Here is a 14,487-nt window from a genome sequence, read left to right on the forward strand (position 1 = left end):
TTTGCGGCAGGTGCTTAAGCCTGCCGCAGAAGACTGCCCGCTTCACCGGTCGGCGCGCAGCACCTTGTCAGGGTTCATGATGCCCGCCGGATCGAAGGCGTGCTTGATCCGTTGCATCAGCTCGATCTCGATCGGTGCGCGGATTTCTGCGAGCTCGTCGCGCTTCAGCTGGCCTATGCCGTGTTCGGCCGAGATCGAGCCGTTATATCTCAGAACGATACCGTGCACGATCGCGTTGATCTCGCGCCAGCGATCGAGGAAGGCCTGCTTGTCGGCGCCGACCGGCTGCGAAATGTTGTAGTGGATGTTGCCGTCGCCCATGTGGCCGAAAGAGCAGATGCGCGCGCCTGGGATCGCCTTCATGACGGCGGCGTCCGCCTCCTTCATAAAGGCAGGAATGCTGGAAACGGGCACTGAGACGTCGTGCTTGATCGAGCCGCCCTCGGGTTTCTGCGCCGGCGACATGCTTTCGCGCATATGCCACAGCGCCTTGCCTTGCGTCTCGTTGGCGGCGATCACGGCGTTTTCGACGAGACCGGCGGCAAAGCCCTGTTCCAGGAGGTCGTTGACCATGCGCTCGGCGCTTTCGGCCGAATCCGAGGTCGAGATGTCGATCAGCGCGTACCAAGGATGGACGGTGTCCATCGGGTCGCGAACGCCGGGAATATGTTTCGTCGTGAATTCGACGCCGAGGCGCGGCATCAGCTCGAAGCCGGTCAGCGCCGGCCCGCAAAGGCTGGCGGCCTTTTCGAAGAGAGCGAGCGCATGCTCCACACTGCCGACACCGGCGAAGGCTACCTGATGTCCAAGCGGTTTCGGGAATAGCTTGAGCACCGCGCCGGTGATGACGCCGAGCGTGCCCTCGGCGCCGATGAAGAGGTCGCGCAGGTCGTAGCCGGTATTGTCCTTCTTCAGCCGGCGCAGCCCGTCCCAAATTTCGCCGGTTGGCAACACGACCTCGAGGCCGAGGCAGAGCTGGCGCATGTTGCCATAGGCGAGCACCGCCGTGCCGCCGGCATTGGTGGAGAGATTGCCGCCGATACGCGCGGAGCCTTCCGATCCGAGCGACAGCGGGAACAGGCGATTGTGATCGTCCGCCGCCTTCTGGATGTCGGCGAGAATGCATCCGGCGTCCGCGACGATCACGTTGCCGACCGGATCCACGTCGCGAATCCGGTTCAGCCGTTCGAGCGAAAGCACGATGTCCGCTTTGCCTTCCCGCGGGATCTGTCCGGCCACGTGGCCGGTGTTGCCGCCCTGCGGTACGATCGCGGTGCGGGTCGCGCTGGCGAGTTTCATGATGCGAGAGACTTCGTCGACCGAACCGGGGCGAAGCACCATCGGCGTCGTGCCGCGAAAGAGCCCGCGGGATTCGACGAGATAGCGCGCCTTGTCCGCTTCGGCGGTGAGCGCATTGGCGCTGCCGACGATCTCGACGAAGGAGGCGATGAGTTCAGGAGAGGGAAGGGTCGTCATGAGTCTGCCTTCGCACTGCGCTTGAGCGCGCTATCGGATCGGTCGATCTGAAGACACGATCCTCGGTTCCTATCGGCTGCGATCATAACCGCAATCGCGGCCGTCCGGTGAGGGCGGGGTGCGGAGGAGAAGCCGCACGCGATCTCACCCTCGCGGCGCCGCCGCACGCTGCAGCCGGTCGATGATCGCTTCTCCCAATCCTTCCGAAGGGATCGGCCCGAAGGCGATCGTCGCAGCGCCGCTGGCGTCGGCCCGCTTCATGTAGTCGAAGAGATTGGCTGCCGCTTCGTGAAGATTTCCGGTCGGGCTGAGATCGAGAACGATGGCCGCCTGTTCCTCGCCGGCGATCCGGCCGCCGCCGTAGCGGATCAAGGCCTCGCCCGCACGCACATCGGCAACATCGAGCCTGACGGCCGCGCCGGGCGCGTAGTGGGAGGCCAGCATGCCCGGCGCCTCGATCGTTGCTCCCGCCGTTTCCGGTCGGATCACCGGACGATCGAGCAGGCGCTCGATTTCTGCGGCATCGAGGCCGCCGGGGCGGAGCAGCCGGATCTCGTCGCCATCGACCTTGATGATCGTGGACTCCAAGCCGATTTCGGCCGGGCCTGCGTCGAGGATCAGTTTCAGCTTTTCGCCGAGATCCGCATCGACATGGACCGCACTGGTCGGGCTGATCTTGCCCGAGGTGTTGGCGCTGGGCGCTGCGAGCGGCCGCCCGAAGCGGGCGATCACCCGGCGCGAAAAGCCGTCGGGCATGCGGATGCCAAGCGTGTCGAGGCCGGCCGAGGCCAGCGCATGCACGCTGCTATCGGGCCGCTGCGGCAAGATCAGCGTCAGGGGTCCGGGCCAGAAGGTTTCCGCCAGGCGTCGGGAAATCGGGTCGAAGCGCACATGGGCCTCGGCCATCGCCATGTCGGAGACATGCGAGATCAGCGGATTGAAGCGCGGCCGGCCCTTCATCTCGTAGATGCGGCTGATCGCATCGGGATTGGTGGCGTCGGCGGCAAGGCCATAGACGGTTTCGGTGGGAATGGCGACCGGTTCGCCTTCGGCAAGAACGGCGCAGGCGCGTTCGATCGCCCGGTCCGGTTCCCTGCCTGTGTCGATGATCTCTGCCATGCCGTTTCCTTTCCGACGCTTCCTTAACGGACGTGCCGGGAAAACAGAACGATTTTTTTGGGGGCGTTCGGTTGCTGCCTCAGAGACTGCGGATAATGCGGCGCAGCGCGGAGTCCCGGGCACCCAGCATCAGCACGTTCTTGAGAGCAACCTTGGGGTCGTCCGTGCGGAAGAGGAGCCCGTTGTCGCGGACGTTGCGGTTGATGACCATCTGTCCGTCTTCGGCGTTCGGCTCGATCGCGACCGCGAAATACATGCGGGAATAGCCGCTCTGGATACGGTCGAAGAAATGCGTCTCATCACCAAGGTCGCTGAAGAAATTGGCGAAGTAGAACGACCAGGTGATGTCCTTGGAAGGCGTGACCGCCGTCCGCGCCGCCGTCACATGGCAATAGCCGAGATGCGGCTTGCCGACGAGCGTGCGGTGAAAAATCAGCTTGGGAAACTGGATCGAGGCATGAAAGCCGTTGATCCGCTTGTGCGTCGTGTCACCGGCGGTCGCGAGCTTCTTGCCGGTCCTGTCCGCGACTTCTTCGTAGCTCAGATACCGTCGCTCGCTCGGCAGCCATTGCCGGCGGTTGATCCTGCCGGTGCGCAGAAACTCGGTGTGAACGGCCGTCTTCGGCATGACCGCCGGCGGCTTCTCGGCCGCAGCGTCGTAATATCTGAACTTTGCCATGATCGTCAGTGTGCCATCTGCCTGCCGGACATCTTCGTCCGCCGGCAAGCCTAGTGGCTTATGGTTAATGAAGGATTTCCTTTCGTTCGCGGAAGATGCCCCTGCACATTCATGGGAATGTCGCAAACGGGCGAAGCCTTCCTGTGTCTGCGTCATGTCAGTCACAAAAGACGGCATCTGCCCAATTTTTGATCTATCTATATGTTTATAAAGTGAAAAATTCTCGCATCCGTTTCCAAAAGGCGGTTTCGATCGTGTCGTCATTCTGGAATTGAATGTCGCTATCCGGCGCCTGCCGAGGCGCCTTCCGCGCTTACATATCCTTACTCAAGGTGTCGTCTTCCAAAGGGGAAGGCGGAGAATTGGGAAGCCGGTCAAATCCCGGCGCTGCCCCCGCAACGGTGGTGGAGCGAAAGCCTCGGCAAAAGGCCACTGGACGGTTTTCCGTCCGGGAAGGCGCCGGGCTGGTCCTTCGAAGGACGGCTCCTGAGCCCGGAAACCAGCCTTGACAGACATAACCGTAACGGGTTGCGGCGGGCAGCCGGATCGGAGCCTAAAACGCATGGGCGTGCGCCCATGCGGGTTCCTGTCCTGCCTCTCCGAAACATGGCGCATGAGGACAGGACATGGATACCAAGACCGATATGCTTCGCAAGCTGAAGGGCCGGCGTGACGGCTACAGCCTCGATCGGGCCTTCTACATCGACCCCGACTATTACCGGCAGGACCTGGAAAACATCTGGTATCGGGATTGGCTGTTCATCGGCCACGATTGCGAAATCCCGCGGGCCGGCAACTATTTCACCGTCCAGGTCGGCGACTATCCGGTCGTCATCACCCGCGATCGCCAGGGCACGATCCGCGCGCTCCACAACTCCTGCCGCCACCGCGGCTCCCGCGTCTGCACGCAGCACAAGGGCTCTTCGGCAAAGCTCGTCTGTCCCTATCATCAATGGACCTACGAGCTCGACGGCTCGCTGCTCTTCGCACGCCAGATGGGCGAAGACTTCGACAAGGCAGCCCACAGCCTGAAGCAGATCCATTGCGAAACGGTCGGCGGCTACATCTTCATCAACCTGTCGGAGACGCCGGCGGATTTCGCCGCCTTCCGCGAGCTGGCATTCCCCTACCTCGCGCCGCACCGGCTGGGAGAGACCAAGGTCGCCTTCGAAAGCACCATCATCGAAAAGGGCAACTGGAAGCTCGTCTGGGAGAACAACCGCGAGTGCTACCACTGCGCCGCCAATCACCCCGAACTCTGCCGGACCTATCCGGAAGCGCCGACCGCGACCGGGGTGCAGGGCGCCAAGGACGATCCGGTGATTGCCGCCCATTGGGCGAAGTGCGAGGCCGAGGGCCTGCCGAGCGAGTTCCGGATGTCGCCGACCGGCCAGTTCCGCGCCGCGCGCATGCCGCTGGTCGATAATGCCGAAAGCTACACCATGTCGGGTGCGCCCGCCGTAAAAAGGGCGCTGTCGGCCGATGTCAGGCAGAAGCAGATCGGCACGCTCCTGATGTTCCATTACCCCACGACCTGGAACCACGTGCTTTCGGATCACGCCATCACCTTCCGCGTGTTGCCGCTGGGGCCGGAACTCACGCAGGTGACAACGAAGTGGCTGGTCCACAAGGACGCGGTCGAAGGTGTCGACTACACGCTCGAGGATCTGACTCATGTCTGGACCGAGACCAACGACCAGGATCGCCAGATCGTCGAGGAAAATGCCTTCGGCATCCGCTCGCCGGCCTATGAGCCCGGTCCGTATTCGCCGGAGCACGAGGGTGGCGTGATGCAGTTCGTCGAATGGTACTGCAAGTTCATGGAGCAGCGCCTGCAGGGCGATGCGGCTCCGCTCTCAAAGGTCGCCTGACATGCAGATGGCGTCCTCCTTCCATCATTTCGACGAACTGCATGTCTGGATCGACCGGCAGCAGATGCTCGAATGCACATCGGCGGTTGTCGAAACCGCCGATGTCATGACCTTCACCTTCCGTGCGGAGAAGCCCGCCTGGTTTCGTTATCTGCCCGGCCAGTTCGTCACCCTCGAATTGCCGGTCGCCGACGAACCGGTCATGCGCACCTACACCCTGTCGTCGACGCCATCGCGACCGCTGTCAATTGCCGTCACGGTGAAGGCGCAGGCCGACAGCGTCGGCACCCGCTGGATGTTCGATCACCTGAAGCCGGGCATGAAGCTCCGGGCTTTTGGACCGCTCGGAGATTTCAGCTTCGTCCGTCATCCCGGCGAAAAGTACCTGTTTATCTCCGCCGGATCCGGCATCACCCCGATGATGTCGATGACGCGCTGGATGGCCGACTGCGTGCCGGAGACCGATGTCACCTTCATCTCCTGTGCTCGCCGGCCGGACGACCTTCTGTTTCGCTCGGAGCTCGAGGTTCTGGCGACACAGATGTCCGGGCTGAACCTCGGCTTCATCGTCGAGGGGCACGAGGCGCGTCACGGCTGGCATGGCCTGCGCGGCCGCATCGACGGTGCCAAGCTACCGTTGCTCGCTCCCGACTTCCAGGAGCGCACGGTGTTCTGCTGCGGTCCGGAACCGTTCATGCGCGGTGTGCGCGAGATGCTGAAGGCAGCCGGCTTCGACATGGCCCGCTATCACGAGGAGAGCTTCCAGCCGGCGGCAGCACCTGCCGCGGAAGAGATCGCCGTGCGCGCCGGTGCCGGCGATGATGGTGAGGTTCAGGCGGCCAAGGTCGCCTTCACCATGAGCGGCAAGGAGGTCGAGGCGAAACCCGGCCAAACGATCCTGCAGACGGCGCGTGCCAATGGTGTGAGGATCGGCGCTGCCTGCGAGGGCGGTATCTGCGGCACCTGCCGGGTGATGAAGGTCGCGGGCGAGGTCGAGATGAACCACAATGGCGGTATTCTCGATGACGAGATCGACGAGGGCTACATCCTCGCCTGCTGCTCGCGGCCGCTGGGAGATGTCCAGATCGAAGCCTGAAGGATCAGGGCGTGTTGCAGGGCGCAGGCTTGATTGCAACGCGCCGTAGCGTGTCGGCATTGGCAACTGCGCTGCCACAACCGCCCTGTGCCGCATCATCGGCGGCGACCGCCACCTGTAGGGCGCGCTCGTGGCGAGCGAAGTCGATCGAGCCTGTCACCAACATGTCGACGCCGCTGCCGGCGCCGCTCGTGGCACCGGCACGGCTGACAAGCAGCGGCTCGCTAAGCGTTGCGGTCGCCCGTGCGACCGCGTGCATGCCCGTCCCTTGCTCGGCTTGAGCGACGAGGGCGAGCGGCAATGGCTTTTCAGGCAGCAAGGCACCCTGCGCCCAAATCGCTTTCAGCGCCAGCGGCGACATTGCAGCGACATTCACGTCGATATCGTCGAGCGTCCCCGGCACCCGGTAGGGGCAACGCCGCTTGCCGCAATTGATGCCGGACGAGAACTGCCACAACGCATAGCTTTCCCAATTGCCCATCGGGAAGACCTGGCGGATATCCGGCTTGTAGCGCGCGTACCAGAGCGGCAGGCGCGACAGCAGCCGGTGCTTGGCGCGGTGCGCGGCGATATATTTGGCCGTGATGTGGTTGGTATAGAGGATCGGATAACGTCCGGTGCGGGTCTTGACGTGGCCGGCGAAGATCGCGGCATCCTCTAGCGACATGTATTTCTCGGCATCGATGCCCTCGAGATCGAGAACCATCAACTCGTCGTCGCGCGGCTCGGCGTAGTCGAGGAAATGGTTTGCTTGGTCGACGGGATTGCCGGGACGGGCGAGATGGTAGGCACCCCACAGCAGCCCGTGCGTGCGGGCGATCATGCGTCGGGTCTGGTAGAGCTCGCGGCTGACTGCGTATTTGCGCCACATGGTCTTGCAGTGGTTGAAGGTGTCGCCGTTGTGGTCGCCGGTGCAGGAGAAGCTTTCGGGCAGGCCGTCGGAGGCCTTGGCGATGAAGCCGGAGATGCGCTTGTCCGCAAGCATCGTTTCCCAGTCGATGCTGTTCATCTCATAGGCATCGACGATGATGGCGTTGGACTTGGTCTTCCAGGGCTCCAGTTCACCGGCGCGTGCGATCGCCGCCGCGAAAGCCAGACCTAGAAAGGTCGCGAGGCGCAGAATCATCCCTGTGGTGGAGATATACCGCTTTGCCATTCTCTGAGATTGCCGACAGTATCGTTAATGTATCGTAAATCCCAGCCCCCGAGGCGGACTGTGCTGGAGCGGCGCGCGAAAGTATACCGACCTCCGGCTGTATATGAGCAATGCCTTGCATAATATTGGTGTGTCGCGTGATGCCTTCGACGCCGACAGGCGGATGAACGAATGCGCCAAAGCCGTCACTGCTGCCGATCTGCAGCTGCTGATCCGCAGCAGCCGCGATGCCTGAAGATGGAACAAAACCGGTGACTTATGCGTTGCTGGTTGGCTTCGGATTTCCCGGCTGAGGGTCATCCCCGGTTTGCAGCGAACCGGGTGAAATCACGCAGAGGCTGAAGTTCCCGTGGTTGCCCGATTTTTCGGCACCCTGCGGAGCGTGGATTCGGTTATGGAGGTTTTGATGAAGACTTTGCTGAAGACCGGGAAGAGCCGGTGGTTTTCTTCGATCATTGCCGTGGCAGTCCTGATGACGTCCGCGGCCCCGTCGCAGGCGTTCATGCCGACGCCGCCGCGCGTCGAGCGGCAGAACGACGCGACGAACGTTCAGTATCGCAGGCCGGGGTATGAACGCCGCGGCAACTATTACTACTACAATGGCTACCGCGGTTATAACTACCGCCGTCCGGGATACCGTTACTATAACGGTTGGTGGTACCCGATGGCCGCCTTCGGCACCGGCGTGATCATCGGCGGGGCAATCGCCCAGCCTCCGCGCTACGAGCGTCCGGCTCCCGTCTATGGCAGCCGCCATGTGCAATGGTGCGCCAACCGGTACCGGTCCTACAGGGCCTATGACAATACTTATCAGCCCTATGGCGGCCCGCGCCAGCAGTGCTATTCGCCCTATAGCTAAGGGTGAGCAGGGCCGGGGGCTTTCGCCGCCGGCCTCTTCTCTGACATTCAAAGAATCCCGATCCGCCTGAGGATCCACCAGGCAAAGCCCATGGAAAACGCGATGAACAGCGCGGCATAGAGCGTGCCGCTGCCATCGGCGAAGGGGAGCGCCCCGGTGTTCATGCCGAAGAAACCGGTCACGAGCGTCGGCGGCAGCAGGAATGCGGTCATCAGCGACAGGATGTAGAGGTGGCGGTTGGTTTCCGAGGAGATCTTGCTGTCGATTTCTTCGTGCAGCAGTCGTGCCCGTTCCTGCAAAGCGAAGACGTCGCGGTCGACCGCCTCGAGCCGGTCGGAAAGCCGCTCGGCAACGTCGATGAAACCGGGGGGCACCTCGTCTTCATCCGAGGCGGCCGCCCGCCTCAGCAAAGCCAGGATCGTGCGCAGATGCCGATGAAGCCGCACCACCGTGCGGCGGAGCGGCGCAAGCCCCGGCTGCTGGCGATGTCCGGCGGCGCCATAGACATGATCCTCGATGACGTTCAGTTCCTCGGTCAATTCCAGAACCAGCGAGATCAATGTGCGCTGGAACTCGATCACGATCATCTCGAAGAGGTCGATCGGGCGGGCACATTTCGTGCTCTTCTCCACCGCCGCCTTGACGCGGTCGATGCTGCGCAGCGGATGCAGGCGTGTGGTGATGATGATCCGGTCGCTGACGGCGAAATGCAGCCAGCCGATCGTCTTGGTCACGGCATCGAAGGTGCGCTCGAAGTCGACGAGTGTGCCGTGTACGATATCATCCGAAACCGTAATCGCGGCCTGCGTGTCGTGGCTGGTCAGCGCGGTGACCGCGAGTGGCGGAAGGTTGCCGATCCGCTCGATGAGGGCAGGCGTGCGTGCATCGGAGAGCGCCAGATGAACCCAGACCCATCCTTCGCCAGTCAGCAGGCTGTCGACCGAAGCGTCGGTGGCGATGCGCTGGCAGCGGCTTTCGCCTGGCAGGAAACGATAGGCCCAGACGATGCCGGGTATTTCGGGGGAAATCAGGTTCATCTGAACGCCTTGGCAAAAGCCTTATGCCTTGGCTTCTATGCGCCGTTGATGACAGTTTTGTTACAGTTGGAAGCGCCCCGCGTTCATCAAGGAGTGCGGGATTGACGTTGACGTTTACGTAAAAATCAATAGTGTTCGGCGCAACGAGGATGCGCCCTGCGCGACCTGACTATCTGGGAGGATCATCATGTACAAGGCACCCGTCGACGAGATCGCGTTTACGCTGAAACACGTGGCAGGCATGGGCGACGCGCTGCAATCGGGTGCGCTCGGCGACCTCGGCGAAGATCTGGTCGATGCCATCCTGTCGGAAGCGGGCCGATTCGCGACGGAGGAGGTGGCGCCCCTCGGTGACGTCGGCGACCGCCAGGGCTCGCGTCTCGTCGAAGGCAAGGTCGAGACGCCGGATGGCTGGCGTGACCTCTATCACAATTGGATCGCTGGCGGCTGGAACGGGCTGACGGCTCCGGAAGAATTCGGCGGCCAGAACCTGCCGCACATGCTGCATGTCGCCGCCATGGAGATGTGGAACGCCGGCTCCATGGCATTCGCGCTTGGTCCGACACTCACCATGGGCGCCGTCGAGGCGCTGGAAAAGCACGGCTCGGAAGCGCTCAAAGCCACCTATCTGCCGAAGATGGTTTCCGGCGAATGGACCGGCACGATGAACCTGACGGAGCCGCATGCCGGCTCCGATCTCGGCGTGCTGAAGACCCGCGCCGAGCGCCGCGACGACGGCACCTACCGCATCTTCGGCCAGAAGATCTTCATCACCTGGGGCGAACACGACTTCACCGACAACATCGTCCATCTGGTGCTCGCCCGGCTTCCCGACGCGCCGGCGGGGACGAGGGGTATTTCGCTCTTCCTGGTGCCGAAGTTCCTGGTCAAGGATGACGGTTCGCTCGGCGAACGCAACGACCTCTTCTGCCATTCGCTCGAACACAAGCTCGGCATCCACGGTTCGCCGACCTGCACGATGATCTACGGCGACGGCAAGTTCGGCGCAGAGAAGGGCGCGATCGGCTATCTGATCGGCGAGGAAAACCGCGGTCTCGCCTGCATGTTCACCATGATGAACAATGCGCGTCTCGCCGTCGGCATGCAGGGCGTCGCCATCGCAGACGCCGCCACCCAGAAGGCGATCGCCTTTGCCAAGGAACGCACCCAGGGCAAAGCGCCCGGCTGGACGGGGCAGGGCATGAGCCCGATCATCGAGCATCCCGATGTCGCCCGCACGCTTCTGACGATGAAGGCGCTGACGCAAGGGTCGCGCGCGATCTCCTATGCCTGTGCCCACGCCGTCGACATGGCGCATGCGGCTGAAGGCGAAAAAGCAAAATACTGGCAGGAGCGCTCCAGCCTGCTGACGCCGATTGCCAAGTCCTTCTCGACCGACGCCGGCGTCGACGTCGCCTCGATGGGCATCCAGGTGCATGGCGGCATGGGCTTTATCGAGGAAACCGGTGCCGCCCGCTACCTGCGGGACGCCCGCATCGCCCCGATCTACGAGGGCACCAACGGCATCCAGGCGATCGATCTCGTCACCCGCAAGCTGCCGCTCTCCGACGGCGCGCATGTGCGCGGCTTCATCGGCGAACTGCGCGAGATCGCGCAGGCCGTGCGCGCCTCGAACCGGAATGGTTTCGGCGAGACGGCGGCGCGCCTTGATGCGGCACTGGATGATCTTTCGGCTGCGACGGAGTGGCTGATCGCGGCCGTCGCCGGCGGCAAGCTCGCCGAAGCGCTCGCTGGCGCGACGGCCTATCAGCGCCTGTTCGGCCTGACGCTGAGCGGCGCCTATCTGGCGAAGGGCGGTCTGGCCGAAGTGGCTGACGGCAAGGAAGACCAGCGCATCGCACTCTGCCGCTTCACCGCCGAAAACCTCCTGGCGGAAACGACCGCCCTGAAGGATCGTGTCGTCAACGGCGCCGACAGCCTGGCCGTCGCCCGCGCCGTTCTGGCTTGAGAGGAATTGTCATGACCGACCACGTGCTCATCGAGCGGCCGGAAGCCTATCCCGGCGTCCAGGTGATCCGCTTCAACCGGCCGGAAAAGAAGAACGCCATCACCCGCGACATGTACGCGAAGATGACCAATGCGCTGACGGTTGCCTCAAGCGATCCGGCCGTGCGCGCCACCGCCTTCCTGGGCACCGATGGTTGTTTCTCCGCCGGCAACGACATGGCCGATTTTCTCGCCTTCGCCATGGGTGGCTCCATGGGCATGGAGGTGATCGAGTTTCTGAAGGCGCTGGCGACCGCAACCAAACCCATCGTCTCGGGCGTCGATGGCCTGGCGATCGGCATCGGCACGACGATCCATCTGCATTGCGACCTGACGATCTCCTCTGAACGTTCGCTGTTCAAGACGCCCTTCGTCGATCTGGCGCTGGTGCCGGAAGCCGCGTCGAGCCTGATAGCGCCGCGCATCATGGGCCATCAGCGGGCTTTCGCCTTGCTTGCGGCGGGCGAGCCGCTCGATGCCAAAGGTGCGTTGGACGCAGGGCTGATCTGGAAGATCGTCGGCCAGGACGCGGTGGAAGAAGAAACGCTGGCACTCGCCGCCCGTCTCGCCAAAAAGCCGCCGGAAGCGCTTCGCATCGCCCGCGACCTCGTCCGTGGCGACCGCAGCGACGTTCTGGCGCGCATCGACGAGGAAGCCAAGCATTTCGCGGCGCAGTTGAAGAGCGCCGAAGCGCGTGCAGCCTTCGAGGCCTTCATGCGCCGCTAAGCAGTCTCCAGGCTTTTGCGAGTGGGAGAACGGGTGCCGCAGTGCACCCGTTTTTGCTTTCGGGGGCGGTGTTCTAGCCGCCGCACGGTAAAGATCGTGTTGCCGTCGGCATCGCGAACTTGCATAGATCAATTTTAATTTGTTCTTAAATAGCGATCGCTAGCGTGGGGCGCGATAGGCCTATCCTCACTTCGAGAGGCCCCAGCCGCATGAAGCATGGCTGGCTCCGCCTTCTGGCATGTTCAACGTTTTCCCGCAGGCGTCTGCGCTCCGTCCCTCCGGCGGACGAAGGATGCTGCGCGAAGATCATCGAGAGCTCATGTCCGGCGGGAGCCGCCGGCACCCCATTGGGAGCCCATCTTGTCCAAGCGATCGAACCTCATGACGCGGATCCTGGTTGCCGCGTCCTGTGTCGTCGTCGGCGCCTTTGCCGGCTTTTCCGTTTACATCGACACGCTGCAGCGTGGCACCACGACCAAGGCCGTCGAGGAGAACATTGCCTCATCCGGCACGCAGGCCGCCCAGAGCGTCGCCAAGTGGCTGAACGGCCGCGTCACGCTGACTGCGATGGTGGCCGATGCCACCGGCAACGTCGCGGACGATAGCGCCATCCAGCCGATCCTGAAGAACGACGTTCTGACCAGCGAGTTCATGTCGACCTATGTCGGCAATGAAAGCGGCAAGTTCATCACCTGGCCGGACAATCCGATGCCGGCCGGCTACGATCCGCGCCAGCGCCCCTGGTACCAGCAGGCCGTCAAGGCCGACGCCCGCGTCTTGACCGAGCCCTATGTCGACGCCTCCAGTGGCGCGCTGATCATCAGCGCCGCCGTCCCGGTCAAGCGTGATGGCAAGCTCTATGGCGTTGCGGCCAGCGACTTTTCGCTCGATACGCTGGTGGCAATGATCAAGGGCGTCGATGTCGGCGGTGAAGGCTTCGCCTTCCTCGCCAGCAAGGACGGCCAGATCCTCGTGCATCCGGATGCCAAGCTCGTCACAAAGTCGCTCACCGACGCCTTCCCGATCGACACGCCGACGATCGGCTCCGGCATCATGAACACCGAGCTCGGCGGCAAGCCGATGCTGGTGAGCTTCGTTCCGGTCCAGGGTCTGCCGTCGGTCGAATGGTATGTCGGCTTCGTCATTGATGCCGACGCCGCCTACTCGGCGATCGACCAGTTCCGCATCGCCGCCACCATCGCCACCATCCTGGCCGTCGGCGTGATGCTGGTCTTCCTTGCGACCTTCCTCAACCGTCTGGTCATCCGTCCGGTGACGGAGATGACCGGCGCGATGGAGAAGCTCGCTTCGGGCAACCACAACGTCGAAATTCCCGGCGAAGAGCGTACCGACCAGATCGGCTCGATGGCCGCGGCCGTCGCCATCTTCAAGGCGAATGCCGTCGAGCGTGCCCGTCTCGAAAGCGAAGCGGATGCGAACCGTTCGCTGTCGGAACGTGAACGTCTGGAGCGCGAGGCGCAGAAGGCGCGGGATGCGGCGGAAATCCAGCAGGCTGTCGATGGTCTGGCGTCCGGCCTCGGCCGCCTGGCCGAAGGCGATCTCGCTTACCGGATCGACAACCCGTTTGCCGATCGCCTTGACCGTCTAAGGGCCGACTTCAACAACTCGGTCGCCAAGCTGCACGACACGCTCCGCGCTGTCGGCGCCAACGCCCGAGGCATCGATGCCGGTGCAACGGAAATCCGCTCGGCCGCCGACGATCTTGCCCGCCGCACCGAGCAGCAGGCAGCCTCGGTCGAAGAGACTGCTGCTGCTCTGGAAGAGATCACCACGACCGTCAAGGATTCCGCCCGCCGGGCCGAGGAAGTCGGCGCTCTCGTTGCCCGCACCCGTGCCGGCGCCGAGAAATCAGGCGAAGTCGTTGCGAACGCTGTCGAGGCGATGCACGCGATCGAGAAGTCTTCGGGCGAAATCTCCAACATCATCGGCGTCATCGACGACATCGCCTTCCAGACGAACCTGCTGGCGCTGAACGCCGGCGTCGAAGCGGCCCGTGCCGGCGAGGCCGGCAAGGGTTTCGCCGTCGTCGCCCAGGAAGTGCGCGAACTCGCCCAGCGTTCGGCCAATGCCGCCAAGGAGATCAAGGCGCTGATCACCACCTCGGGCAACCAGGTGCGCAACGGCGTGACGCTCGTCGGCGATACCGGCAAGGCGTTGGAGACGATCGTCGCCGAAGTCCAGGAGATCAACAAGCACGTGAGCGCAATCGTCACGGCGACGCGCGAACAGTCGACGGGTCTTCAGGAGATCAACACGGCCGTCAACACCATGGACCAGGGCACCCAGCAGAACGCGGCGATGGTGGAAGAGCAGACGGCGGCAAGCCATGGTCTCGCCTCCGAAGCCGCTTCGCTCAATGCGCTGCTCGCCCAGTTCAACCTCGGCGAAGTGCCGACGGTAAGTGGTGGCCGTCGTCGCGCGGCTTGAGCGGAGCTCAGCG

General features: G+C 63.3%; 12 protein-coding genes and 1 riboswitch. Of the genes, 7 read left to right on the plus strand and 5 right to left on the minus strand.

Annotated features, from left to right (window positions below; genetic code table 11):
* Positions 1 to 42 precede the first annotated feature (42 nt).
* The 3 genes from IB265_RS04020 to IB265_RS04030 form a co-directional block, all read right to left on the minus strand.
* Positions 43 to 1,476 (minus strand): FAD-binding oxidoreductase, encoded by a 1,434-nt coding sequence (locus tag IB265_RS04020; RefSeq protein WP_057250752.1) that lies wholly within the window; start codon positions 1,474 to 1,476, stop codon positions 43 to 45.
* A 144-nt stretch (positions 1,477 to 1,620) separates the two neighbouring features.
* Positions 1,621 to 2,595: an L-threonylcarbamoyladenylate synthase gene (locus IB265_RS04025; RefSeq protein ID WP_057250750.1), complete on the minus strand. Its 975-nt coding sequence runs from the start codon at positions 2,593 to 2,595 to the stop codon at positions 1,621 to 1,623.
* A 79-nt stretch (positions 2,596 to 2,674) separates the two neighbouring features.
* Positions 2,675 to 3,274 (minus strand): DUF6656 family protein, encoded by a 600-nt coding sequence (locus IB265_RS04030; protein WP_057251094.1) that lies wholly within the window; start codon positions 3,272 to 3,274, stop codon positions 2,675 to 2,677.
* Between the two features lie 313 nt (positions 3,275 to 3,587).
* Positions 3,588 to 3,797, plus strand: a riboswitch (cobalamin riboswitch).
* Between the two features lie 103 nt (positions 3,798 to 3,900).
* On the opposite strand from IB265_RS04030, the gene IB265_RS04035 reads away from it, so the two are divergent.
* A complete protein-coding gene (locus IB265_RS04035) occupies positions 3,901 to 5,145 on the plus strand; it encodes an aromatic ring-hydroxylating dioxygenase subunit alpha (protein WP_057250748.1) in 1,245 nt (414 codons plus the stop codon).
* Position 5,146: 1 nt separating this feature from the next.
* Positions 5,147 to 6,241 carry a hybrid-cluster NAD(P)-dependent oxidoreductase gene (locus IB265_RS04040; protein WP_057250745.1) on the plus strand — a complete coding sequence of 365 codons (1,095 nt, stop codon included), beginning with the start codon at positions 5,147 to 5,149 and terminating at the stop codon, positions 6,239 to 6,241.
* A gap of 4 nt (positions 6,242 to 6,245) precedes the next feature.
* Here the strand turns inward: IB265_RS04040 and IB265_RS04045 are convergent, their stop codons facing one another.
* Positions 6,246 to 7,397, minus strand: coding sequence for a glycoside hydrolase family 25 protein (locus tag IB265_RS04045; RefSeq protein WP_082615826.1), 1,152 nt, complete (start codon positions 7,395 to 7,397; stop codon positions 6,246 to 6,248).
* A 103-nt stretch (positions 7,398 to 7,500) separates the two neighbouring features.
* Between IB265_RS04045 and IB265_RS37290 the strand changes: the two genes are divergently transcribed.
* Together IB265_RS37290 and IB265_RS04050 are read left to right on the plus strand one after the other, a co-directional pair.
* Complete coding sequence (locus IB265_RS37290) at positions 7,501 to 7,632, plus strand: hypothetical protein (protein ID WP_255570933.1); 132 nt, start codon at positions 7,501 to 7,503, stop codon at positions 7,630 to 7,632.
* Positions 7,633 to 7,803: 171 nt separating this feature from the next.
* Positions 7,804 to 8,256, plus strand: a complete 453-nt coding sequence (locus IB265_RS04050) for a BA14K family protein (protein ID WP_057250743.1) — start codon at positions 7,804 to 7,806, stop codon at positions 8,254 to 8,256.
* 47 nt (positions 8,257 to 8,303) lie between these two features.
* Here IB265_RS04050 and IB265_RS04055 read toward each other — a convergent pair whose 3' ends face one another.
* Positions 8,304 to 9,293, minus strand: coding sequence for a transporter (locus tag IB265_RS04055; RefSeq protein ID WP_057250741.1), 990 nt, complete (start codon positions 9,291 to 9,293; stop codon positions 8,304 to 8,306).
* A 187-nt stretch (positions 9,294 to 9,480) separates the two neighbouring features.
* Here IB265_RS04055 and IB265_RS04060 point away from each other — a divergent pair, with 187 nt between their 5' ends.
* The 3 genes from IB265_RS04060 to mcpU all read left to right on the plus strand — a co-directional run bounded on the left by IB265_RS04060 (position 9,481) and on the right by mcpU (position 14,474).
* Positions 9,481 to 11,262, plus strand: a complete 1,782-nt coding sequence (locus tag IB265_RS04060) for an acyl-CoA dehydrogenase (protein WP_057250739.1) — start codon at positions 9,481 to 9,483, stop codon at positions 11,260 to 11,262.
* An 11-nt stretch (positions 11,263 to 11,273) separates the two neighbouring features.
* On the plus strand, positions 11,274 to 12,026 hold the full coding sequence (locus IB265_RS04065) for a crotonase/enoyl-CoA hydratase family protein (protein ID WP_057250737.1): 753 nt from the start codon (positions 11,274 to 11,276) through the stop codon (positions 12,024 to 12,026).
* 381 nt (positions 12,027 to 12,407) lie between these two features.
* A complete protein-coding gene (gene mcpU, locus IB265_RS04070; protein ID WP_244495603.1) occupies positions 12,408 to 14,474 on the plus strand; it encodes a methyl-accepting chemotaxis protein McpU in 2,067 nt (688 codons plus the stop codon).
* The last annotated feature ends 13 nt before the right edge of the window (positions 14,475 to 14,487 follow it).

The sequence above is a fragment of the Ensifer sp. ENS10 genome, from assembly GCF_014852025.1.
Lineage (GTDB): Bacteria > Pseudomonadota > Alphaproteobacteria > Rhizobiales > Rhizobiaceae > Ensifer.